This is a genomic window from Flavobacterium sp. (assembly GCF_965262375.1).
In the GTDB taxonomy this organism is placed as follows: Bacteria; Bacteroidota; Bacteroidia; order Flavobacteriales; family Flavobacteriaceae; genus Flavobacterium.
The window spans coordinates 1386242-1408200 of the sequence record NZ_OZ253527.1; the positions used below are offsets into that span (position 1 = coordinate 1386242).

Genomic DNA, 21959 nt, shown 5'->3' on the forward strand with positions numbered 1-21959 from the left:
GTTAGTAATTCAATCCGTTTCCCGTTTAATACAATTGAAATATTTTGTCCAATTGTTTTTTATTGGCAGATTTAGGCATGTTTCGGAATACAAAATTACGAATCCTTATACCTAACTTGTTTTCCATTTGTGCTATTTTACCAAAAGACCAACTTGTGTTAACAATCATGTGAGCTTTCTTACGTCTTAAATTTTCATATTCATTAAAAGTATTTTCAATAGGTATTCCTCTATCAAGTAACTGACCCAGTACATAAGCATCTTCAATAGCTTGACAGGCTCCTTGGCCTAAATTAGGGGTTGTAGCGTGTGCAGCATCACCTATTAAGCAAACGTTTTCGTCTTGCCATTTATTCATAGGCTTCAAGTCAATGATATCGCTGATGAATAACTGCTCTTTTTTAGTAGCTAAAATAATATTTAATATATCCTTGTGAAACGCGCTGTAATAATCAAACAAATTGATTTCCTCAGTTGTTACTTTTTTTGAATTTGCTAAAGCATACCAATATACTTTTTTATCGCTTATTTTCACAAAACCAAAACGTTTCCCTTTTCCCCATGCTTCATTTAGTTGGTTGTGGTACTTTTGAGGTAGATCAATTTCGCAAATACCTCGCCAACAAATTTGGTTGGCATTTCGTATTTGACTCTCAGTAAATAATTGATCTCTAACTACTGATTTTATACCGTCTGCGCCAATTATAACCTTACTTTCGTGGGTTGAATCATCGTCAAAAGTTAATTTGAATAGTGTTGATTTCTCAACTTTTGTAAGTCTTTTTGATAAACGAATATTGGCATACCCAATTTCATTTGCTAATATTTGTTGCAACTCTCCTCGGTGAATGGCAATGTTATGAACTCCGTATTTTTTTTCATATTCTGATAAATCTGTATTGGAGATAATTTGTAGTTGTTCATCGGTTATATTAACATAAGAAATCTGGTTTCCCGCTTTTTCTATTTTTTCTCCTATTCCTAATTTATGAAAAACCTGCATGGCATTATTGGCTAATATAATTCCTGCGCCAACAGGCTTTATAGCTGCTGAAGCTTCAAAGATTTTTACCTCTATTCCTTTTTGTTTAAGAGTTAGAGCAGTTGTAAGCCCACCTATTCCTGCGCCAATTATAGTAACTGATTTGTTCATTTGTTTGTTTTTTGATTGTAAAATGTTTTGTAAAATTTGAATGAATTTAGAAATACGAGTGCCTATGTTTAGTTCCTTTTTGGAATTATTGGGTTTTTTTAGAAATTTAAAAAAAAAGATTAACTAGTAGTCCCATGAGCTAATGTATATAGTGAATTATTAATTTTCAATTGGTCCTTACTAATTGCCTTAAGTTATTGTGGGATATTAGATAATTCTTTTAGGTTGGTTTAAAATGTAGCCTAGAAAAAGGTTAAAAGGGTCTAAATTAAAAAAGCCGCCTCAGTTGTATTGAGGCGGCTTTTTTTTATTAGCGAATATCTTGATTCAAGATTAAGTCAATGTATAAATTAATTTTGTTTTTCAATTCCTTACGGTGTGAAATAAAATCTAAGAAACCATGATCTAATACGAATTCAGCAGTTTGGAAACCATCCGGTAAGTCTTTACCAGTTGTGTCTCTAACTACACGTGGTCCAGCAAAACCTATCAAAGCTCCTGGTTCAGCAATATTAATATCGCCTAGCATAGCATAGGAAGCAGTAGTACCTCCCGTTGTAGGATCGGTACATAATGAAATGTAAGGGATTTGCGCATCCGCTAATTGTGCTAGTTTAGCAGAAGTTTTTGCTAACTGCATTAATGAGTACGCAGCTTCCATCATACGAGCACCACCTGATTTTGAAATCATAACAAATGGAACCTTGTTTTTGATGGAATAATCAATTCCACGAGCAATTTTTTCGCCCACTACAGCCCCCATCGAACCACCAATAAAAGCAAAATCCATACAGCAAACTACTAAGTCGTTTCCTTTTGATTTACCCACTGCAGTACGAACAGCGTCTTTTAATTTTGTTTTACTGATAGTATCTACTAAACGATCTGCATATTTTTTAGAATCTACAAAGTTTAAAGGGTCTTTAGCAGTCATGTTTGCATCTAACTCTGTAAATTGATTATCGTCAAATAAAATCTGAAAATATTCGGCACTACCAATTCTAACGTGGAAATCATCCTCTGGGCTAACCCAAAGATTTCTTGCTAATTCCTCTGCATCTACAATTTTACCAGTAGGCGATTTGTACCACAATCCTTTTGGTACATCCATTTTAGCTTCTGTAGGAGTAGTGATCCCTTTTTCTTTTCTTTTAAACCAAGCCATTTTCTTAATTTTAGAATTATGAATTCAGAATTATGAATTCAGAAGATAGTTTTTGAAAATTTCTAAATTCTAAACTCTAAATTCTAATTTAATTAAAGTGTGTTTACGTTATTCAAATCAGCAAAAGCTTGTTCTAAGCGTTTGTTGAAAGTTATTTCACCTTCGCGAACCCATTTTCTTGGGTCGTAGTGTTTTTTATTTGGTGAATCGGCACCTTCTGGGTTACCAATTTGTGTTTTCAAATATTCAATTTTTGAGGTCATGTAGTCACGAACTCCTTCTGTAAAAGCAAATTGTAAGTCGGTATCAATATTCATTTTGATTACCCCGTACGAAATGGCTTCTCTAATTTCTTCTAAAGTAGATCCTGAGCCTCCGTGGAATACAAAATCAACTGGGTTTTCTCCTGTATTATATTTATTCTGAACAAACTCTTGAGAGTTTTTTAAGATTTTTGGAGTAAGTTTTACATTTCCAGGTTTGTAAACGCCATGTACGTTACCAAAAGCGGCTGCAATTGTAAAACGAGGAGAAACTTTCATTAACTCTTCATAAGCATAAGCTACTTCTTCTGGTTGTGTGTATAATTTTGATGTATCTACATGTGAATTGTCTACACCATCTTCTTCACCTCCAGTAATACCTAATTCAATTTCTAAAGTCATACCCATTTTGCTCATTCTTGCTAGGTATTCTTTACAAATTTCAATATTTTCTTCAATTGGTTCTTCTGATAAATCAATCATGTGTGAAGAAAATAAAGGTTTTCCTGTTTCTGCAAAATGTTTTTCAGAAGCGTCTAATAAACCATCAATCCAAGGTAATAAGTTTTTAGCACAGTGATCGGTGTGTAAAATAACAGTAGCACCATAAGCTTCAGCTAAAGTATGAATGTGTTTAGCACCAGCAACTGCACCTAAAATGGCTGCTTTTTGACCTTCGTTTGATAATCCTTTACCAGCATTGTAAGCGGCTCCTCCGTTTGAAAATTGAATGATAACAGGAGCATTTAATTTAGCTGCAGTTTCAATAGTACCATTGATAGTGCTTGATCCTACAACGTTTACAGCAGGTAATGCAAAACCTTTTGCTTTTGCATAATTGAAAATTTCTTGAACTTGATCGCCAGTAGCAACTCCTGGTTTTATGTTGTGTGTCATTGGTTTGTTATTATTTTAAAGATGCACAAAATTACAAATTTATTTAGAATGGATAATTTATTCCAATATTAAATACAGATTTATTTATTTTGAAATCCGTTAGCCATCTGTTGTTTTCTTCTAATGCTGGATTGTATGTTTTGAACCCCCAATCGAGTCTTAGGATAAAAAAGTTAAAATTATATCGATATCCTATTCCTGTGCCTAAGGCAAGTCCTTTTAAAGAGTCGAAGTTTTTAAATATTTTCTTTTCGTCAGTTTCACTATCTTTTAGATTCCAAATATTGCCACAGTCTGCAAATAAGGCGGCACTGGATTGACCAAATAAGTTAAATCGAATCTCTGTGTTCAGGGCAATTTTGAAATTAGCTTCGTTAAAATCGTTAGTATTGTTAGAGGTGCCAGCTCCTAAACTATAGGATTGCCAAGCTCTATTGTCATTAGCACCTCCAGCAAAATAACTTCGGGTAAATGGGATGTTTTTAGAATTACCATAAGGAAATGCTGCTCCAATAAAGGCTCTGCAAGCTATAGAGAGATTGTTTTTTAAATCCCAGTTTTTTATATATTCCGTTTCTGCTTTGATGTATTGCGAGTACTCTAGTCCGAAAATATTTCGTTTTCCTTCATTGTCACGAGGTCTATCTGTTAGATTTGCCAGTAATGACATGACATTTCCTGCCGATTCAATTTTAGTTTTAAACGAATAAAAGGCTTTGTCAAAAATATCTTTTTGAGTAGAATTTGAGTAGTTGATGCTCGAGGCAAGTATCAGGTTGTTTTCGGTTAATCGGCTTTTTCGTTCTCTAATACTTCTAATGGCTTTGTAATCGTCACTGTTTGTTTCTAAATTCTTTACATTTCCATTAATAACTTGTTGCATAAACTGATCAGCACCGCCTTCATCTATAGTTAAATTGCCATTTGCGTCAATTAAGTTGGCGTCTTGGTTGTATTTTTTTGCTAGATTATTTAATTGATCATAAGTGGAACCATACACATTAAAGTAGTTGCCAACATTAATGTTTTTAATGTATTGAAGGTTGGCTAAGTCGAATTTGAATGTGCTTCTTTTGTTTGGAATCCAGTTAAAATTGACCAAACTTGTAAAGCTTTCTTTGTCTAAACCAATGTTGAGCTGTTTCGAAAAACCCAAACTTACTAAGGTGGTTGGGGTCATCGTTTTTGGGATTATTTTGTCAGTTCTGAATGGGAATATGATTCTTGGAAAGGTCAAGCGCATGTCTGCCCCATATTCTTGAATGTTGAAAAAAAGTTTTTTTGGGTTCGCAAAATCTTTTGAAGATCCTAAATTTCCTTTTATTCCAATTTCTAATATTTCTGCGCGCCTAAAGATATTACTGATAAATAGTGAAGAATAACCTGTAACCCCGAAATCTTGAATGTTAGAATGGGTAAAATCGGCACTAGCTCTGAAGCTGTATTTTTCTTTTGCTTTTAGAAATACATCAGCCTTTAAAGCTTGTTTCTGATTGACTTCTTTAAATTGTATTATTGGGTAGTTGAAAATTCTTAAATTACTCAATAATCGGGAAGTAAGTGTTTTGTTGTAATCACTAAATAAACTATCCTGATGAATGAATACAGCGTCCGTGATCGCTTTAGGTTTAAAACGGAGTTTGTTAGTTGAATAAATGTGAAAATTCTTATAAACGGTACTGTCTATGTAGTTGTTTTGTGTTTTGTTTTCGCTGTCTTTTATGAAAATGTTTACTCGGTCTATTTTATGAATTTTGTAAGGTTTTATAATTGTTGAATCTCCTTGTTTGGATTTTGGGTCTTGAATTTTTACAACTACAGGGGTTTTATGATATGCGGTGTCAATGTCAAAACTGATACTTTGCAATTGAAAATTATAAACACCATGATTGATAAAAAAACTATGTAGTCTGGCTTGTTCATTTTTGAATTTTTCAGCATTAAATTGATCGCCTTTTCGTAGCAGCGTTTTTTTAAGTGCAATTGAGTACAGTGAGTCGATAGTTTTGTTTTCAATTTTAGATTTGATCGAATCTAAGATATACGGTGTGCCTTTTGTTATTTTATAAGCAACTTTAGCTTTTTTGTTGGGTAAATAATTTATTTCAAAAGTTGATTTAGCTCTTAAATAGCCCTGATTGTTAAAATAGGCTTTTAAGTTTTGAACACTTTTTTTTATTCGAAAAGAATCGATAATAACCGGTTTTTCCCCTGTTTTTTTTAAGAATTCATGTCTGCCAGAATACCAAAATGATTTGCCTAAACGGTGTACTTGTTTTTCAGATAACCATTTTGAGAGGTTTCGATAGCGTTTCGGGTTATCTAAAACTCTAGCTCTAAACGTCGAATCGGTATTGTCTTTAGCTAAATTATACATATGTAAACGCAAGTTAAAACCAAAGATACTAGAGTTAGGAATGAGTTCAATTTGTTGGTTCAAGATGTCGTCATCGAGTAAACTGCTTGAACCGTCAATAATTACAGTGTTGTTTGTAAGTAAATGTTGGTTAGACGAAACCTTTTTGACAGAATTACAACCAACGAATACTATCGTAATTAGAATAATTATTGATATTTTTGCGAGGAATTTATTCAAGTTCAAATAATTTAATTCAAAAATACAGTTATGCTTACCAAAAACCAAATAAAACTTATAACGAGTTTAACTCAAAAAAAATATAGAAAGCAAGAACAACTTTTTATAGCAGAAGGAGTAAAAGTAATTTCGGAGTTTTTGGATGCAAATTATGAATTAGAGCATTTGTATTATACAGAAGCTATTTTTGAACAAGTCGATCAAGATAAAAAAACGCTTGTTACAGTTGCAGAACTCAATAAAATAACTGCGTTAACGACAGCTAATAATTGCTTGGCTGTTTTTAAAATTCCTAGACTTAAAATGTTACGACAAGAGGGCTTGATTGTTGCTTTGGATGATATTCGTGATCCAGGTAATTTAGGTACCATCATTCGTTTGTGTGACTGGTTTGGGATTTCAAAAATCGTATGTACTTTTGAAACGGTTGATGTTTACAACCCTAAAGTTGTTCAAGCCACTATGGGGTCTATGGCACGTGTAGATGTGCATTACATTGATTTGGAAAAGTTTCTAAATAGAGCACCTATGGCTGTTTTTGGAACTTTTATGGATGGAGAAAATATTTATAACGTCAATTTGCCTAAAGAAGGGATTGTTGTTTTAGGTAATGAGGCAAATGGTATTTCAGAGGTAATAAGTACTTGTGTTAGTCAAAAAATTGCTATTCCAAGATTTGGTAATTTGCAGCAAACAGAAAGCTTAAATGTAGCTACTGCTGCTGCTATTATTTTAAGTGAGTTTAGAAGGAATTTTAATTAATGAAATGCAAAATTAATAAATACTCCTCTAGTACTCATTTTTGCAACATTTCCTGTCCATGGGCTATTAGGGTCGTTGTCAGGAATCATTTCATTATTTATTCCAAAAACACCACGAATGGAAGGTGAAAACTTAAAGTATTCAAAATAAAGGTCTATTCCTGCGCCTAACTCATAGTTGTAAGTTCTTTGATTGAGTCTAAATCTATTGGCGCTATTGTCGTCTTTAGAATCAAAATTACTCGATAAGTTTATAGAGGTAGATACTCCACTCAAAAGATAAGGCTTGATGTTCCCGGTTCTATTAGCTGAAATTTTTAAGAGTAGTGGGAAATGGATATAAGTTGATTTTACCTCTCTTAATGCGTCAACTGGGTCTTTTATATTTGAAAAACGTAAGTTTCTTTGACCATAACTTAATCCTGGCTCAAAACGGAGATCAAAATTATTATGTAGCCTTAAATTACTAATCAAACCCACATTAAAACCTGTTTGTGAGTCTACAAGTATGTCTTTGTCATCGTATTTTTTATCGATTTTAAAGTCGTAATTGTTAAAACCTAAATAAAAACCAAAATGGATACGTTGCTTGTCAAAGTTCTCTAAGTTGATTAGAGGTTTTTTGGCAAACATATGCTTCGTAAATTGTGCGTTGCTACAAACTGTAGATAGTGCAAATGCAATAATGAAAACTATCTTTTTCATATTATTTTTTTGATGCTGAATAAATAGTGGCAACTCCCATGGTTTGTGGAGCATGTTTTACATTAATAAACCCAACTTTTGATAAAATATTGTTCAAACGTTCTCCATAAGGGAAAATTGAGGCAGAATCAGCTAAATATTGATAGGCTACTTTATCCTTAGAGAATAACTTTCCTATTAAAGGCATAATTGTGCCTGTGTAAAAATGATAGCCTTGTTTGAATGGGAATTTTTCAGGTACAGATGTTTCTAGTATTAAAAATAAACCTCCAGGTTTTAAAACACGTAAAATTTCGTATAAACCTTTTTCTAAATCTTCAAAATTTCGAATTCCAAAACTTACCGTAATGACATCGAATGTGTTGTCTTCATAAGGAATGCTTTCGGAATCTCCTAAGACTAACTCAATTTGTGGGCTTAAGCCTTTTTGAGCAACTTTTTGTTTTCCCACTTCCAGCATTCCTGCAGAAATATCTAAACCTATTATTTTTTCTGCTTTTGTTGTAGCAAGTAAAATGGCTAGATCTCCTGTTCCAGTTGCAATGTCAAGAATTTTTTTTGGTTGCATGGCATTAGCCATTTTAACCATCTTTTTACGCCATTGTACATCAATCCCAAACGAGATTACTCGATTAAGATTGTCATATTCATGTGAGATGGTATCAAACATTTTTGAGACTTGTTCTTTCTTGCTTGAGTCTGAATTTTTATATGGTTTTGTACTAATAGACATAAAAAATAATTTGCAACAAATATAGGATATAATTTTTAAACCTTCTATAAGGTCATTCATCGATAAAAATCAAAGTATAATCGTATTTGCTAACTGAAAACGTGTATATTTAAAAATACTAACAAATTGGTATTGTGTGAGTTGATATGTTGTCGTATCTTAGTACTCTAATTAATCGTTATACTTTTTTACTTATTGGTGTGGCAAAAAATGTAAATTCGACACAATTTATATTTACCAATCAAAATTAAAAGTAGATGATCCTCTGCTTTAAAAAAGTGTCACAAACGTTCTTTGGGTTAAATTTGTTTTTGGAAATTTTAGTTTTTTTATTGTAATGCATTTAGTGGTATTTGGTAGTACAATAAATTTAGAGATTTTATCTCCGTTTTTATATTGGCCAAAATAAGTTTGGTTGAACAATGTAAAACATACTCGATTGGAGTTACACCGTAAACGATTACATTAGAAAAAAGCACCTCGATAATCTCAAGGTGCTTTTTTTATTTTCGGATATAGGTTTCGAAAGTAAAGCTGTAGAGGTGTTTTTCATCAGCAGGGTGATTGATAGAATTTGCTAATGTCCAATCGTCTTTGTTTATTGTAGGGAAGTAAGTGTCTGCTTCAAAAACTTCATGTACTCTGGTTAATTCGATGCGATTAGCAAGGTTTATGCTTTGATGGTATATTTCACCTCCGCCAATCACGTATAGGTCTTCTAATTTAGGACATATAGCTATAGCATTCTGTAGTGAGTTTACCAGAATGCATCCTTGAGGAACATTGTAATTTTCGTTTCTGGTGATAATAATATGCGTTCTGTTAGGTAATGGTTTAGGGAAACTTTCAAAAGTTTTTCTCCCCATGATGATATAATGACCTGCGGTCAGGGTTTTGAAATGTTTGAAATCATCGGGTAAATGCCAAAGCAATTGGTTGTCTTTTCCCAATTCGTTGTTTTGCCCTGCAGCGGCTATAAGGGTTATGTTTCTCATTGTTATGTTTTAAACCGCCACTTGCCCTTTGATATGAGGATGCGGGTCGTAGTCAATTAAAGTAAAATCTTCGAATTTAAACTCAAAAATGTTTTTAATCTCAGGGTTTAAAATCATTTTTGGTAAAGGTTTTGGATCACGACTTAATTGCAGTTGCAGTTGTTCGATGTGATTGTTATAGATATGTGCGTCACCAAAAGTATGGATAAACTCCCCAGGTTGTAAGTCACAAACTTGGGCAATCATTAGAGTGAACAAGGCATACGAAGCAATGTTAAACGGAACGCCTAAAAAGATATCGGCACTTCGCTGGTACAGCTGACAAGAAAGCTTGCCATCTGCTACATAAAATTGAAAAAAAGCATGGCAAGGAGGTAAAGCAGCTTTGCCGTTGGCTACATTTTCAGCAAAAGGTTTTTTATCATCGGGTAAAACAGATGGATTCCATGCAGAAACCAACATGCGTCTGCTATTTGGATTCTTTTTTAGGGTTTCGATGAGTTCCGTAATTTGGTCAATTTCTTCACTGTTCCAATTGCGCCATTGATGCCCATAAACAGGTCCTAAATCCCCATTGTCATCTGCCCATTCGTCCCAAATGCGCACCCCATTTTCTTTTAGATAAGCAATATTTGTGTCCCCTTTTAAAAACCAAAGAAGTTCGTGGATGATAGATTTTAGATGTAGTTTTTTAGTTGTTACCATAGGAAATCCTTCGCTCAAATCAAAACGCATTTGGTAACCAAAAACACTCAGGGTGCCTGTTCCTGTTCTGTCTCCTTTTTGATTGCCTGTTTCTAGAACATGCTTTACTAAATCTAAATATTGTTTCACTTCTTTGTTGTTTTGCGTGCTGTTTTGTTGAACACTGATTACTAGTTGCTGGACATTGACTATTTACTAAGATTCTCTTTTTGTAATCTCATCCCTGATCTTAGCAGCTTTCTCGTAATCTTCATCTTGTACGGCTTGATCCATCAAATCATTTAGTTCTGCTAAAGTGTATTTGGCATAAGTGTTTTTGATTTCTTCATCACTACTTGTATTACCAAATGTTTCGGGAGTTGACAAGATGTCGTCACTTTCTTCAGAATCCGATTTATCTTCAGAAGACATGTTTAAATAAATTCCAGCTTTATCTAAAATGTTTTTATATGTGAAGATTGGGGCGTCAAAACGCAAGGCTAATGCTATCGCATCAGAGGTTCGTGCATCTATAATTTCTTCTATTTTATCTCTTTCGCAAATCATGCTGGAGTAAAAAACGCCATCAACCAGTTTATGAATGATCACTTGTTTGACTACTATGTCAAAGCGATCTGCAAAAGTTTTGAATAAATCGTGGGTAAGAGGGCGGGGAGGGCGTATTTCTTTTTCTAATGCAATGGCGATAGATTGGGCTTCAAAAGCACCAATTACGATAGGTAGTTTTCGTTCTCCGTCAACTTCATTTAATATCAATGCATAAGCACCGTTCTGGGTCTGACTGTATGAAATTCCTTTTATGGATAGTCTAACTAAACTCATTTTTTAGGCTGTGAATATATCTTTGCAAAGTAACAAAAAAAATCGCCGTAGCGATTTCTAAATATTCAATATTTTGAAAAAATCCCAAACCTTTTTGAGTTTGGGATTTCTGATTTATTATTGTTGTGCTTTGAAAGCTTTTAATTTTTCAATTAAAGCAGGTAATACTTGGAAAGCATCACCAACTACCCCATAATCAGCAACTTTGAAGAAAGGTGCTTCTGGGTCAGAATTGATAACTACTTTTACTTTTGAAGAGTTAATCCCTGCAATGTGTTGGATAGCCCCTGAAATACCTACAGCAATGTATAAGTTAGTAGCTACTGGTTTACCTGTTTGTCCCACGTGTTCGCTGTGTGATCTCCATCCTAAATCAGAAACTGGTTTTGAACAAGCTGTTGCCGCGCCTAAAACGTTTGCTAATTCTTCAATCATCCCCCAGTTTTCAGGACCTTTTAATCCACGACCACCTGATACTACTACATCAGCATCCGCGATAGTTACTTTTCCAGAACCTTTTTCTACTGATTGAGTTTGAACTCCAAAATCAGCATCTGCAATAGCTGGTGCAAAATCTTCAGCTGCTGCTGCTCCTGAAGCTTCAACTAAACCAAAGCTGTTTTTTCCGATAGCTAATACTTTTACGTCTGTATCAATTTGAGTAATGTTGAAAGCTTTGTTTGAAAAAGCATTTCTTTTTACTTGGAAAGGAGCTGTGCTAACAGGTAGCGCCACTACGTTAGAAGCATAACCAGCGTTTAGGTTTACGGCTACTAAAGGAGCTAAGTATAATGAATCAGTCGTTGATGATAAAACAACTACTTTTGAGTCTTCTTTTTCTGCTGCTTGTTTGATAACATCAGCATAAGCTCTAGCGTTGAAATTGTTTAATTTGTCGCTGCTAACTTTCAATACTTTATCAACACCGTATTTACCTAACTCAGCTGTGTCGCCTGCGTTAATGGTTAAAGCGGTTACAGTAGTACCTGTGGTTTCAGCTACTTTTTTTGCGTATGATGCTAATTCGAAGGCTACCTTTTTGAATTTACCTTCAGCGGATTCTGCGTATATTAAAATTGACATAATTTCTTTTGTTTAAAGTGCAAAGCTTAAAGATGATTACTAAAAACTGAACACTGATTACTAGATTACTTTCGCTTCGTTGTGTAATAAGTTGATTAACTCATCTAAATTATCAGGGCTAACTAATTTAACCGCTTGTTTAGCAGCTGGTTTTTCAAATTTAACCGCTTGTGTCGCGTTGTCAGCGCCTACAGCTTCCACTACGTTTAGAGGTTTTGTTCTAGCGGTCATAATACCACGCATGTTTGGAATACGTAAGTCTTTTTCTTCTACTAATCCTTTTTGTCCACCAACGATTAAAGGTAATGCAGTAGAAACGGTTTCTTTACCACCGTCAATTTCGCGTGAAGCGGTAACGTTGTTACCTTCAACTTTTAAATCAATACAAGAATTGACAAAGTTATAACCTAATAAAGCTGCTGTCATTCCAGGTACCATACCGCCATTGTAGTCTAATGATTCTTTACCTGCAATCACTAAATCATATCCGCCGTTTTTGATTACTTCAGCTAATTGTTTTGCGACATACATCCCGTCAGTTGGGTTAGCATTCACACGGATAGCATCGTTTGCGCCAATCGCTAATGCTTTTCTTAATGTAGGTTCTGTATCTGCACCACCAACGTTAACTACGGTAACTGTTGCTCCTTGTTGTTCTTGGAACATTACAGCTCTTGTTAAACCGAATTCGTCGTTAGGGTTAATTACATATTGTACACCGTTAGTATCAAATTCTGAATCACCATTGGTGAAGTTGATTTTTGAAGTAGTATCAGGCACGTGGCTGATGCAAACTAATATTTTCATCGTTAATTGTATTGGTTTTACAAAAATTGGAATACAAATATAAAGAAAAAAATCCAATATAGTATGCGTGCATAATAAATTTTTTTCTCTTTTTTTGAAATGTTATGGAGTTTGGTCGTGGAATGTGGGGTAAAATTTCCTATTTTTGCCATTCATTTTATAGAATCTAAAAAATATTATGAGAACAATACAGTTTAGAGAAGCCGTATGTGAAGCGATGAGTGAAGAAATGCGCCGTGATGAGTCGGTGTATTTGATGGGTGAGGAAGTGGCTGAATATAATGGAGCGTACAAAGCTTCAAAAGGAATGTTAGATGAGTTTGGTCCCAAACGTGTTATAGATACACCTATTGCTGAATTAGGTTTTGCGGGTATTGCAGTGGGTTCAGCAATGAATGGTTGTCGCCCAATTGTTGAGTTCATGACTTTCAATTTCTCATTAGTTGGAATTGACCAAATTATCAATAACGCTGCAAAAATGCGTCAGATGAGTGCTGGACAATTTCCTATGCCAATGGTATTCCGTGGGCCTACAGCTTCTGCGGGACAATTAGCGGCTACGCACTCTCAAGCGTTTGAAAACTGGTATGCAAACTGTCCAGGGTTGAAGGTTATTGTGCCTTCTACGCCTTATGATGCCAAAGGGTTGTTGAAAGCAGCTATCCGTGATAATGACCCGGTTATTTTCATGGAATCTGAACAAATGTATGGTGATAAAGGAGAAGTGCCTGAAGGAGAATATGTAATTCCAATTGGGGTGGCAGATATCAAGCGTGAAGGTAAAGATGTGACTATCGTATCTTTTGGAAAAATCATCAAAGAAGCTTTAGTAGCAGCAGAAGAACTTGCGAAAGAAGGAATTTCTGTAGAAGTAATTGACTTGCGTACTGTACGTCCTATGGATTATGATTGTATCATCAACTCGGTTAAGAAGACAAATCGATTAGTGGTATTGGAAGAGGCTTGGCCTTTTGCATCAGTGGCTTCTGAAATTACGTATATGGTTCAAGAAAGAGCTTTTGATTATTTAGACGCTCCTATTCAAAGAATCACAACAGCAGATACACCTGCGCCTTATTCGCCAACATTATTAAAAGAGTGGTTACCTAATGCTCAGGATGTAATCAAAGCAGTAAAGAAAGTAATGTATAAGTAATTTTTTTTTGTTATTATATCTAAAACTCCATCGCTATTGATGGAGTTTTGTTTTTTGTTATATTTATTTTATGAAAAAAATATTGTTTTTATTTTATAGTTTGTTTTTTGCGTTGTTTATGCAAGCGCAAACAAAAGTGAGTGGTGTTGTTTTTGATGATCAAAAAGAACCATTACCATTTGCTAATATCTATTTTAAAGGGAATAAAACCGGTGTGTCTTCCGATATAAATGGTGTTTTTACAATTGAAAGTGCGGCGGATCACGCTTTTATTGTGGTTAAATATGCAGGTTTTGAAGATAAAGAAGTTGAGTTGAAAACGGCTCAGGTTTCAGGGTTAAAAGTGTTTATGTCAAATGCTAAAGAGTTAAATGAGGTAGTTGTTGTGGGGCGGCCTAAAAAGCATTTAAAAAAAGAAGAGAACCCTGCTTATAAAATTCTGCAAGGGATTTGGAAAAATAAGAAGAAAAATGGTCTTTCGTTAGTTAAGAATTATGAGTATACAAAATACAGTTCGGTTGCTAATGGATTGAGTAATTTAGATAGTATTTTTCTGAAACGTATTTTGGGAGTTCATTATGATAGTGTAGTGAAGCTTTCTGTACAGAAAAAGAAACAAAAAAATTATGTAATCCCTACTTATTTACGTGAGTTGAATGAAAAAGTTTATGGAGACAATACAACCCACAAAGAGCGAATTGATATAGAAGGGGAAAGAACTACTGGTCTTGCTGATAAAGGATTTGTAATGGAGAAAATTGCAAATTTTATCAAACCATTTGATGTGTATGATGATGATGTAGAAGTCTTGAATAAGGTTTTTGTGAGTCCTTTATCAGTGCGCGGGTATGGTCAGTACGAATATGTATTGAGAGATAGTGTTCAGGATGGCGCTAAAAAGATTTATGAAATTTTCTATTTTCCTAGAAATAGCCAAGATTTATTATTTCAAGGGAGCTTTAAAGTAGAAGCTAAATCTTTTGCGATTACTGAAATTTATATGCGAAATAATGCTAAAGTGAATTTGAACTTTGTGCGTAATTTGGCTATTGAAAAAACGTATACGATTCAGGATAATGATGTGTATTTGCCAGAACGAGAGGCTTATGAAGGAGATTTTACGATACTTTCAAAAGGGGATGAGGAAAAAGGAATGTATTTGAAAAAAAGTATTTTGTATTCTGATTATGTTTTTGAAAAGCCTAAAGAAGTTGCTTTTTATGAGGGGCAAATAGTGCAGACAAAAACGAAGCAATTTGAAAAAGAAGATGCTTATTGGAAAGAATTAACTACTCGAGAAGCGGGGGTAAATAACACAAGAGCTATCATTGCTGATTTAGGTAATAATAAAAGAATCAGACATGTAACCAATTTGTTGACTATTTTGTCATCAGGATTTATACCAATTACACATGGGATTCAGTTTGGTTCTATTTATCAAACTTTTTCAAATAATGATATTGAAGGCTTACGTTTGAAAGCTGGTTTTAGAACGTTTAAAACAGCAAATGATTTATTTCGTACTAATGGGTATTTAGCCTATGGGAATAGGGATAAGAAGATAAAGTTTGGTTTAAGTGCTCGATATTTAATCAATGCATCGCCTCGAGTAACTGTTGGGGCAGGGTATGTTAATGATAATATTCAAATGAGTAGCTTAGGCTTAGAGGAATCGGAGTTAATTTCTGCAGGGCCGAGTACTAATGTGATTATTGCACGAGGGGAAAATTATAGTTTAACTAATACTCAGAAATCGGTGTTTAGTGTTGATGTGCAGCCGCATAAAAATTTGAAATTTAATTGGTCATCGGTGTATAGAAATATGAGTGCTGCTGACGAAAAGTTTTTCTCAATCGCTTACCAGATGGAACAAGATATTGTGAAAAATACGGTTAAAGATTTTGCTATGAGTTTGGGAGTGTATTATACGCCTAAAAGAGATGTGTATGGTTTTGGTGTGGATCAGTCGTATACGGGAAGGCTTTATGCTTCAGTTGGTGCAAAATATACGCATGGTTTTGCAGCTATTGGGGGAAGTGATTTTAATTATGACAAGTTGCAGTTGCAATATAATAAGCCTTTGCAGTTGAGTAATTTTGGGGTGTTACGTATGAATTTTGAAGCGGCTAAAGTTTTTCAAACGTTACCTGTTACTTTGTTAACTCCTGTGGTAGTTAATCAAGCCTATTCTATTTCTGCAAATGCTTTCTCTTTGTTGGATTATTACGATATGATGACTGATAAATATGTATCGGCTAAATTTGAGCATCATTTTAACGGATATATTTTTAATCGTATACCATTAATCAAAAAGTTAAAGTTTAGAGAAGTGTTGTTTTATAAAACAGTTGTTGGTGGTATTTCTGATGCTAATATCAATGCTAATAGATCTTCCGTAGTTTACAATGCGCCTACTCGTGCTTATTCGGAATATGGATTTGGAATTGAAAATATAGGTTTAGGTAATTTTAAACCATTTAGAATAGATTTTATTTGGCGTTCAAATTACGTTGATTTAAATGGTAACGAACCTCCTAAATTTGGTGTTCGTTTTGGTTTTTTTCCTGAGTTTTAATGAAGAGCATTGTTGATTTATTAATACAAAAAGATAGTATTTTCAGGCAGATTGTAACACTTTACGGTCTGCCTGAAATCATTCCGTCTCGTCCAGAAGGCTTTGAGACCTTAGTTTTGTTAATTCTGGAACAACAAGTTTCTATAGATTCGGCCAAAGCTACTTATTTAAAATTGCGAACTGGAGTTGGAGCGATTATTCCTGAAAATCTGGTAGGTTTGTCTGAAGAAACTTTTCGTAGCTATGGGGTAAGTAGGCAAAAAGCTAGGTATATCAGCTATTTAGCAACAGCAGTTTTAGAAAAAAGTATTGACCTTGATTCGCTCTCAAGTAAAAGTTCTGAGCAAATTCGTGCGGAATTGATTCAATTAAAAGGGATTGGCAACTGGACCATTGATGTATATTTGATGTTTGCCCTACAAAAGCCTGATGTATTGCCTATTGGTGATGTGGCTATTGTTAATACTATGCGAGAGCTTTTGAATCTGGAAACAAAAGAAGAAATGATGGTTTATGCAGAAGGCTGGGCACCACATCGTACTTATGCCTCTTTTCTGTTATGGCATTATTATTTGAAAAAACGAGGACGCACTATTACTTATCAATACTGATGATAAGCTTATTGGCTGATTTTGTTTTGGTACGGTAACTCAAACAGCTATTTACTTATCACTATTTACTTATCACTATTTACTTATCACTATTTACTTATCACTATTTACTAGTCACTAATCTTGAAGCTGATTTTAAAACGCTCATTTTCAATTTTAAGAAAATGTTGTTTTTGTAAAAAACTTCTAATTTCTAACTTCTAATTTCTAACTTTTGTTTAACTTTGCACCCGCAAAAATAAATAGAAATGACTGCAGATAAAGTACAAACTTTCGACGTATTAGTTGAAATCCCTCGTGGAAGCCGTAACAAATATGAGTATGACTTTGATTTAAAGAGAATGCGTTTTGATCGTATGTTGTTCTCTTCAATGATGTATCCAGCGGATTACGGATTTATTCCAGAAACTTTAGCTTTAGATGGTGATCCATTAGATGTTTTAGTATTAGTGACTAAGCCAACATTTCCTGGTTGTGTTATTGAAGTAAAACCTATTGGTGTTTTCCACATGGCCGATGATAAAGGACCAGATGAAAAAATTATTTGTGTACCAGTATCAGATCCAATTTGGAATAAATTAAACGATTTGTCTGATATGAACCCGCACTTATTGAAAGAAATTGAGCATTTCTTTGAAGTGTACAAAGACTTAGAAAACAAGCAAGTTGATGTACAAGGTTGGGGTGATGTAAAAGAAGCACAAGAAATCTTAAAACAATGTGTGGATCGTTTTAATGCTATTGAAAACAAACCAGAAGGATTGTTTAGCATTAAATAAACTTCACTAGTTTAATTGATATGAAAAAAGCAACATTTCGAAAGAAGTGTTGCTTTTTTATTTATGCTGATTTTCATATATTTACTAAATAACGAACCAACCAAAACCAAATTTATGGAATCAATGATGATTTACGTACCGCTGTTTATGGCGGTTTTAGGACTCTTATTTATGTTTGTCAAGGCCTCTTGGGTGAATAAGCAAGATAGTGGCGATGCTAAAATGCAAGGCATTTCAAAGAGTATTCAAGAAGGAGCCATGGCATTTCTTCAGGCGGAATATCGTATTTTAGCTATTTTCGTTCTTGTGGCTTCAGGAGCATTGTTTACGGTGTCACAAATGGTAAAAACCTCACATTGGATGATTGTGGTGGCTTTTGTTTTTGGCGCTGTGTTTTCTGCACTCGCGGGGAATATAGGTATGCGTATTGCCACTAAAGCCAATGTACGTACTACACAAGCCGCTAAAACTTCTTTACCCCAAGCTTTACAAGTTTCTTTTTCAGGAGGAACTGTTATGGGGTTAGGCGTTGCAGGACTGGCTGTATTGGGCTTAAGCTTATTCTTTTTGTTCTTTCTGAACCAATTTATGGGGGATTCGAATGAGATGTTTTATGATAAAATGACCTTAGTACTGGAAACTTTAGCAGGTTTTTCGTTGGGTGCCGAATCCATTGCGCTGTTTGCTCGTGTAGGTGGCGGTATTTATACTAAAGCGGCTGACGTAGGTGCCGACTTAGTTGGAAAAGTAGAAGCTGGAATTCCTGAGGACGACCCAAGAAACCCTGCGACTATAGCAGATAATGTTGGCGATAATGTGGGGGATGTGGCAGGTATGGGAGCTGATTTATTCGGTTCTTATGTAGCTACCGTTTTAGCGTCGATGGTATTAGGGAATTATATCATTAAGGATATGAGCGAAGCGGCAGGAACTCAGTTCACAGATGCTTATAATGGCATGGGACCTATTTTACTTCCGTTAGTAATTGCAGGTGTGGGTATTCTAGCGTCTATCATCGGTACTTTTTTTGTTAAAATCAAAGACAATGATGCCAAAGAAGCTCAAGTACAAGGTGCTTTAAATTTAGGAAACTATATTTCTTTAGGCTTAACAGTGGTTGCTTGTTGGTTTCTAATCAAAATGATGTTGCCAGAAACAATTAATATGAATTTCTTTGGCGAAGGGATGAAAGCGGTTCCTAGTCGACATGTGTTTTATGCCACCTTAGTAGGGCTTTCGGTGGGTTGGTTAATTTCGGCTATTACTGAATATTTTACGGCATTGGGTAAAAGGCCAGTTTTAAATATCGTTCAAAATTCTTCTACGGGTGCAGCTACTAATATTATTGCAGGTTTAGCTACAGGAATGAAATCAACTTTCGGGTCGGTATTATTGTTTGCGGCTGCTATTTGGGGGGCTTATGCCTTGGCTGGTTTTTATGGGGTGGCAATTGCGGCATCTGCTATGATGGCGACTACAGCGATGCAGTTGGCTATAGATGCATTTGGCCCTATTGCTGACAATGCGGGTGGTATAGCAGAAATGAGTGAATTACCTAAAGAAGTGCGTCAACGTACCGATGTTTTAGATTCTGTTGGCAATACCACGGCAGCGGTAGGTAAAGGCTTTGCTATTGCTTCAGCGGCCTTGACTGCCTTAGCCTTATTTGCTGCTTATGTGACGTTTACAGGCATAGATGGGATTAATATTTTTAAAGCCGATGTATTGGCAGCTTTGTTTGTAGGGGGAATGATTCCTGTGGTGTTTTCGGCACTCGCTATGCAATCTGTGGGTAAAGCGGCTATGGATATGGTAAACGAAGTGCGTCGTCAGTTTCGTGAGATTCCTGGAATTATGGAAGGTACAGGGCAACCTGAATATGGTAAATGTGTGGATATTTCTACCAAGGCAGCCTTGCGTGAAATGATGTTACCAGGAGCAATTACCATTATTACACCTATCCTTTTAGGTGCTTTGATGGGGGCTGAAGCTTTAGGTGGTTATATGGCAGGTGTGTGTGTTTCTGGAGTGTTATGGGCTATTTTTCAAAATAATGCTGGAGGTGCTTGGGACAATGCAAAAAAATCATTTGAAGCAGGCGTGATGATTAACGGAGAAATGACTTTCAAAGGGTCTGATGCGCATAAAGCGGCAGTAACAGGTGATACGGTGGGTGACCCTTTTAAAGATACTTCAGGACCTTCGATGAATATTTTAATTAAGTTGACTTGTTTAGTTGGATTGGTTATTGCGCCTATTTTAGGTTCTGGACATGCTGAGGTTATGAAAAGCGATTGTTGTGCTAAAACAGAGCAATGTGAAGTTAAAGAAATGAAATGCGATTTGAAAGTTTGTGCGACCATGACCAAAGAGGAATGTGCTAAAATGTGTGATGAAAAAGGATGCTCCGCTGAAGAAAAGGCTTTTTGTTTGTCTCATTATGATGAAAACGGAAAGTTTGTAGCGTCAAAGGTGAAGCAACAAATCTCAAAGAAGGAAGTCTCTGTGAAAAAGGAAGAAATTGATGGTAAAGTAAAAGCGACTCTTGTAATCACTACAACTGGAGAAGATGGTAAAATATCGAAAAAAGAAGAAGTTTTTGAAGGAACCGATGCCGAAGTTCAAGCGAAAATAGATGCTTTTAACAAATAAGACAAACGCCCCAATTGGGGCGTTTCTTTTTAGAATAATCCGTTAATTTCAGCGTCAATTCTGTTGATAATCATTCCTAAATCTTCAGGGTTATCTACAAAATTGATATTGTCTACATCTATAATTAATAATTTTCCTTTGTTATACGTTTGAATCCAAGCTTCATAACGCTCGTTTAAGCGACTTAAATAGTCAATCGAGATGGAGTTTTCATAATCACGTCCGCGTTTGTGAATTTGCCCAACCAAGTTGGGAATTGAGCTTCTCAAGTAGATTAATAGGTCTGGAGCGCCCACCAGATTTTCCATCAATTCAAACAGAGATTTATAATTTTCAAAATCGCGGTTGCTCATCAAGCCCATAGCATGTAGGTTAGGAGCAAAAATATGTGCGTCTTCGTAAATGGTACGGTCTTGAATGATTTTCTTGCCACTCTGTCTGATTTTTAAAATCTGACGAAAACGACTGTTCAAGAAATAGATTTGTAAATTAAATGACCATCGGTCCATGGAGTGATAAAAATCATCCAAATACGGATTTTCATCTACATCTTCAAAGTGGGGTTCCCATTTAAAGTGTTTGGATAATAATCGGGTGAGTGTGGTTTTTCCAGCACCTATGTTTCCAGCAACGGCTATATGCATTAGGGTAAATTTATTTTGTAATTCGTTATTCCTTCTGCGGTAAAAATAGCTAAATTTTGGTTTTTGTAATAGCAACTTTTGATGCTTTTTTGTGATATTTCTGTAGAAATATTTTCTTGTTTTTTAACATCATAAAGGAAAATCTTGTCATCTTTTTGGTAAATAACTATCGATTCTTCTGAAAAATACAAGTTGTCATAGGCAGGGAGTTGAGCCAGCAACTCTTTCTTGCCAAATAAATCACATCTAAAATAGCGATTCAGACTGTCCACCCAATAAAAATAGTTGAATTGAGTATGGTACGTTTTTATAGGTTGTTCAAAAAATAAGCCTATGTTTTGTATTGTTTGATGGATGTAATTGTATAACACTAATTGTTGGTTGTTTTGATTGAACAACCAATAGTTATTCTGTGAAGCGGTACCCATGGCGGTGGTTATAATGGGTGTTGTTAGTTCATTGAAATTGGTTTTTTGGACTTCATTTAATTGGTTGTCTAAAGCAATAAGGGTGTTGAAAGCTTCATAAAAAACTAAAATACGTAACGGATTGTGTACATCTACAGCGGTAATTTTCCCCAGGCTGATGTTTTTATATTGCCATTTTTCACTTCCTTTTAATTTAAAAAGCGCGTTGTTTTTTATAAAATATTGGTGCCCCATCGTATCTTCACCCAAGTAGGTGTCAGCCTCAATAAATTGGGAATGCATTTGCGAAGCTACAATATTTCGATATTGACCAAAATGCAAGCTGGTCCAAAATAGTATGACGAAACAAATTATTTTTTTCATGAAACTAATTTACGAATTAAACCTTTAGGTTTCATCGAGGTCTAATGGAAGATTTAACAAAAAATT

At 34.9% G+C, this 21959-nt stretch carries 19 protein-coding genes; 6 read left to right on the forward strand and 13 right to left on the reverse strand.

Annotated elements, in window-relative coordinates:
* Nucleotides 1–25: 25 nt before the first annotated feature.
* From ACQY29_RS06435 to ACQY29_RS06450, 4 genes are all read right to left on the reverse strand, one after another.
* A complete protein-coding gene (locus tag ACQY29_RS06435) occupies nucleotides 26–1153 on the reverse strand; it encodes an FAD-dependent monooxygenase (RefSeq protein ID WP_428224408.1) in 1128 nt (375 codons plus the stop codon).
* Nucleotides 1154–1463: 310 nt separating this feature from the next.
* Nucleotides 1464–2318, reverse strand: a complete 855-nt coding sequence (accD, locus tag ACQY29_RS06440; protein ID WP_428224409.1) for an acetyl-CoA carboxylase, carboxyltransferase subunit beta — start codon at nucleotides 2316–2318, stop codon at nucleotides 1464–1466.
* Nucleotides 2319–2410: 92 nt separating this feature from the next.
* A complete protein-coding gene (gene fbaA, locus ACQY29_RS06445; RefSeq protein WP_428224410.1) occupies nucleotides 2411–3478 on the reverse strand; it encodes a class II fructose-bisphosphate aldolase in 1068 nt (355 codons plus the stop codon).
* A gap of 43 nt (nucleotides 3479–3521) precedes the next feature.
* Nucleotides 3522–6074 (reverse strand): BamA/TamA family outer membrane protein, encoded by a 2553-nt coding sequence (locus ACQY29_RS06450; protein WP_428224411.1) that lies wholly within the window; start codon nucleotides 6072–6074, stop codon nucleotides 3522–3524.
* A 30-nt stretch (nucleotides 6075–6104) separates the two neighbouring features.
* Here ACQY29_RS06450 and ACQY29_RS06455 point away from each other — a divergent pair, with 30 nt between their 5' ends.
* A complete protein-coding gene (locus tag ACQY29_RS06455; protein ID WP_428224412.1) occupies nucleotides 6105–6836 on the forward strand; it encodes a TrmH family RNA methyltransferase in 732 nt (243 codons plus the stop codon).
* Here the strand turns inward: ACQY29_RS06455 and ACQY29_RS06460 are convergent.
* From ACQY29_RS06460 to ACQY29_RS06490, 7 genes are all read right to left on the reverse strand, one after another.
* Nucleotides 6833–7540 (reverse strand): porin family protein, encoded by a 708-nt coding sequence (locus ACQY29_RS06460; RefSeq protein WP_428224413.1) that lies wholly within the window; start codon nucleotides 7538–7540, stop codon nucleotides 6833–6835. The genes ACQY29_RS06455 and ACQY29_RS06460 overlap by 4 nt on opposite strands.
* Before the next feature lies 1 nt (nucleotide 7541).
* Entirely contained in the window at nucleotides 7542–8273 is a 732-nt protein-coding gene (gene ubiE / locus ACQY29_RS06465) for a bifunctional demethylmenaquinone methyltransferase/2-methoxy-6-polyprenyl-1,4-benzoquinol methylase UbiE (protein ID WP_428224414.1), read from the reverse strand.
* A 503-nt stretch (nucleotides 8274–8776) separates the two neighbouring features.
* Complete coding sequence (locus tag ACQY29_RS06470; RefSeq protein ID WP_428224415.1) at nucleotides 8777–9268, reverse strand: dihydrofolate reductase; 492 nt, start codon at nucleotides 9266–9268, stop codon at nucleotides 8777–8779.
* 9 nt (nucleotides 9269–9277) lie between these two features.
* On the reverse strand, nucleotides 9278–10102 hold the full coding sequence (locus ACQY29_RS06475; RefSeq protein WP_428224416.1) for a thymidylate synthase: 825 nt from the start codon (nucleotides 10100–10102) through the stop codon (nucleotides 9278–9280).
* A gap of 66 nt (nucleotides 10103–10168) precedes the next feature.
* Entirely contained in the window at nucleotides 10169–10795 is a 627-nt protein-coding gene (locus tag ACQY29_RS06480; protein WP_428224417.1) for a bifunctional nuclease domain-containing protein, read from the reverse strand.
* Between the two features lie 117 nt (nucleotides 10796–10912).
* Nucleotides 10913–11878: an electron transfer flavoprotein subunit alpha/FixB family protein gene (locus ACQY29_RS06485; RefSeq protein ID WP_428224418.1), complete on the reverse strand. Its 966-nt coding sequence runs from the start codon at nucleotides 11876–11878 to the stop codon at nucleotides 10913–10915.
* Nucleotides 11879–11938: 60 nt separating this feature from the next.
* Complete coding sequence (locus ACQY29_RS06490; protein ID WP_428224419.1) at nucleotides 11939–12685, reverse strand: electron transfer flavoprotein subunit beta/FixA family protein; 747 nt, start codon at nucleotides 12683–12685, stop codon at nucleotides 11939–11941.
* Between the two features lie 178 nt (nucleotides 12686–12863).
* On the opposite strand from ACQY29_RS06490, the gene ACQY29_RS06495 reads away from it, so the two are divergent.
* The 5 genes from ACQY29_RS06495 to ACQY29_RS06515 all read left to right on the forward strand — a co-directional run bounded on the left by ACQY29_RS06495 (nucleotide 12864) and on the right by ACQY29_RS06515 (nucleotide 20458).
* Complete coding sequence (locus tag ACQY29_RS06495) at nucleotides 12864–13841, forward strand: pyruvate dehydrogenase complex E1 component subunit beta (protein WP_428224420.1); 978 nt, start codon at nucleotides 12864–12866, stop codon at nucleotides 13839–13841.
* A 70-nt stretch (nucleotides 13842–13911) separates the two neighbouring features.
* Nucleotides 13912–16416: a DUF5686 family protein gene (locus tag ACQY29_RS06500; protein WP_428224421.1), complete on the forward strand. Its 2505-nt coding sequence runs from the start codon at nucleotides 13912–13914 to the stop codon at nucleotides 16414–16416.
* Nucleotides 16416–17027 (forward strand): DNA-3-methyladenine glycosylase family protein, encoded by a 612-nt coding sequence (locus ACQY29_RS06505; RefSeq protein WP_428224422.1) that lies wholly within the window; start codon nucleotides 16416–16418, stop codon nucleotides 17025–17027. Before ACQY29_RS06500 ends, ACQY29_RS06505 begins: the two co-directional genes overlap by 1 nt.
* A gap of 248 nt (nucleotides 17028–17275) precedes the next feature.
* Complete coding sequence (locus ACQY29_RS06510; RefSeq protein WP_428224423.1) at nucleotides 17276–17806, forward strand: inorganic diphosphatase; 531 nt, start codon at nucleotides 17276–17278, stop codon at nucleotides 17804–17806.
* A 114-nt stretch (nucleotides 17807–17920) separates the two neighbouring features.
* On the forward strand, nucleotides 17921–20458 hold the full coding sequence (locus ACQY29_RS06515) for a sodium-translocating pyrophosphatase (protein ID WP_428224424.1): 2538 nt from the start codon (nucleotides 17921–17923) through the stop codon (nucleotides 20456–20458).
* 29 nt (nucleotides 20459–20487) lie between these two features.
* Here ACQY29_RS06515 and ACQY29_RS06520 read toward each other — a convergent pair whose 3' ends face one another.
* Nucleotides 20488–21102 carry a deoxynucleoside kinase gene (locus ACQY29_RS06520; RefSeq protein ID WP_428224425.1) on the reverse strand — a complete coding sequence of 205 codons (615 nt, stop codon included), beginning with the start codon at nucleotides 21100–21102 and terminating at the stop codon, nucleotides 20488–20490.
* Complete coding sequence (locus tag ACQY29_RS06525) at nucleotides 21102–21893, reverse strand: hypothetical protein (RefSeq protein WP_428224426.1); 792 nt, start codon at nucleotides 21891–21893, stop codon at nucleotides 21102–21104. The genes ACQY29_RS06520 and ACQY29_RS06525 overlap by 1 nt, the downstream gene beginning before the upstream one ends.
* Nucleotides 21894–21959: the final 66 nt, after the last annotated feature.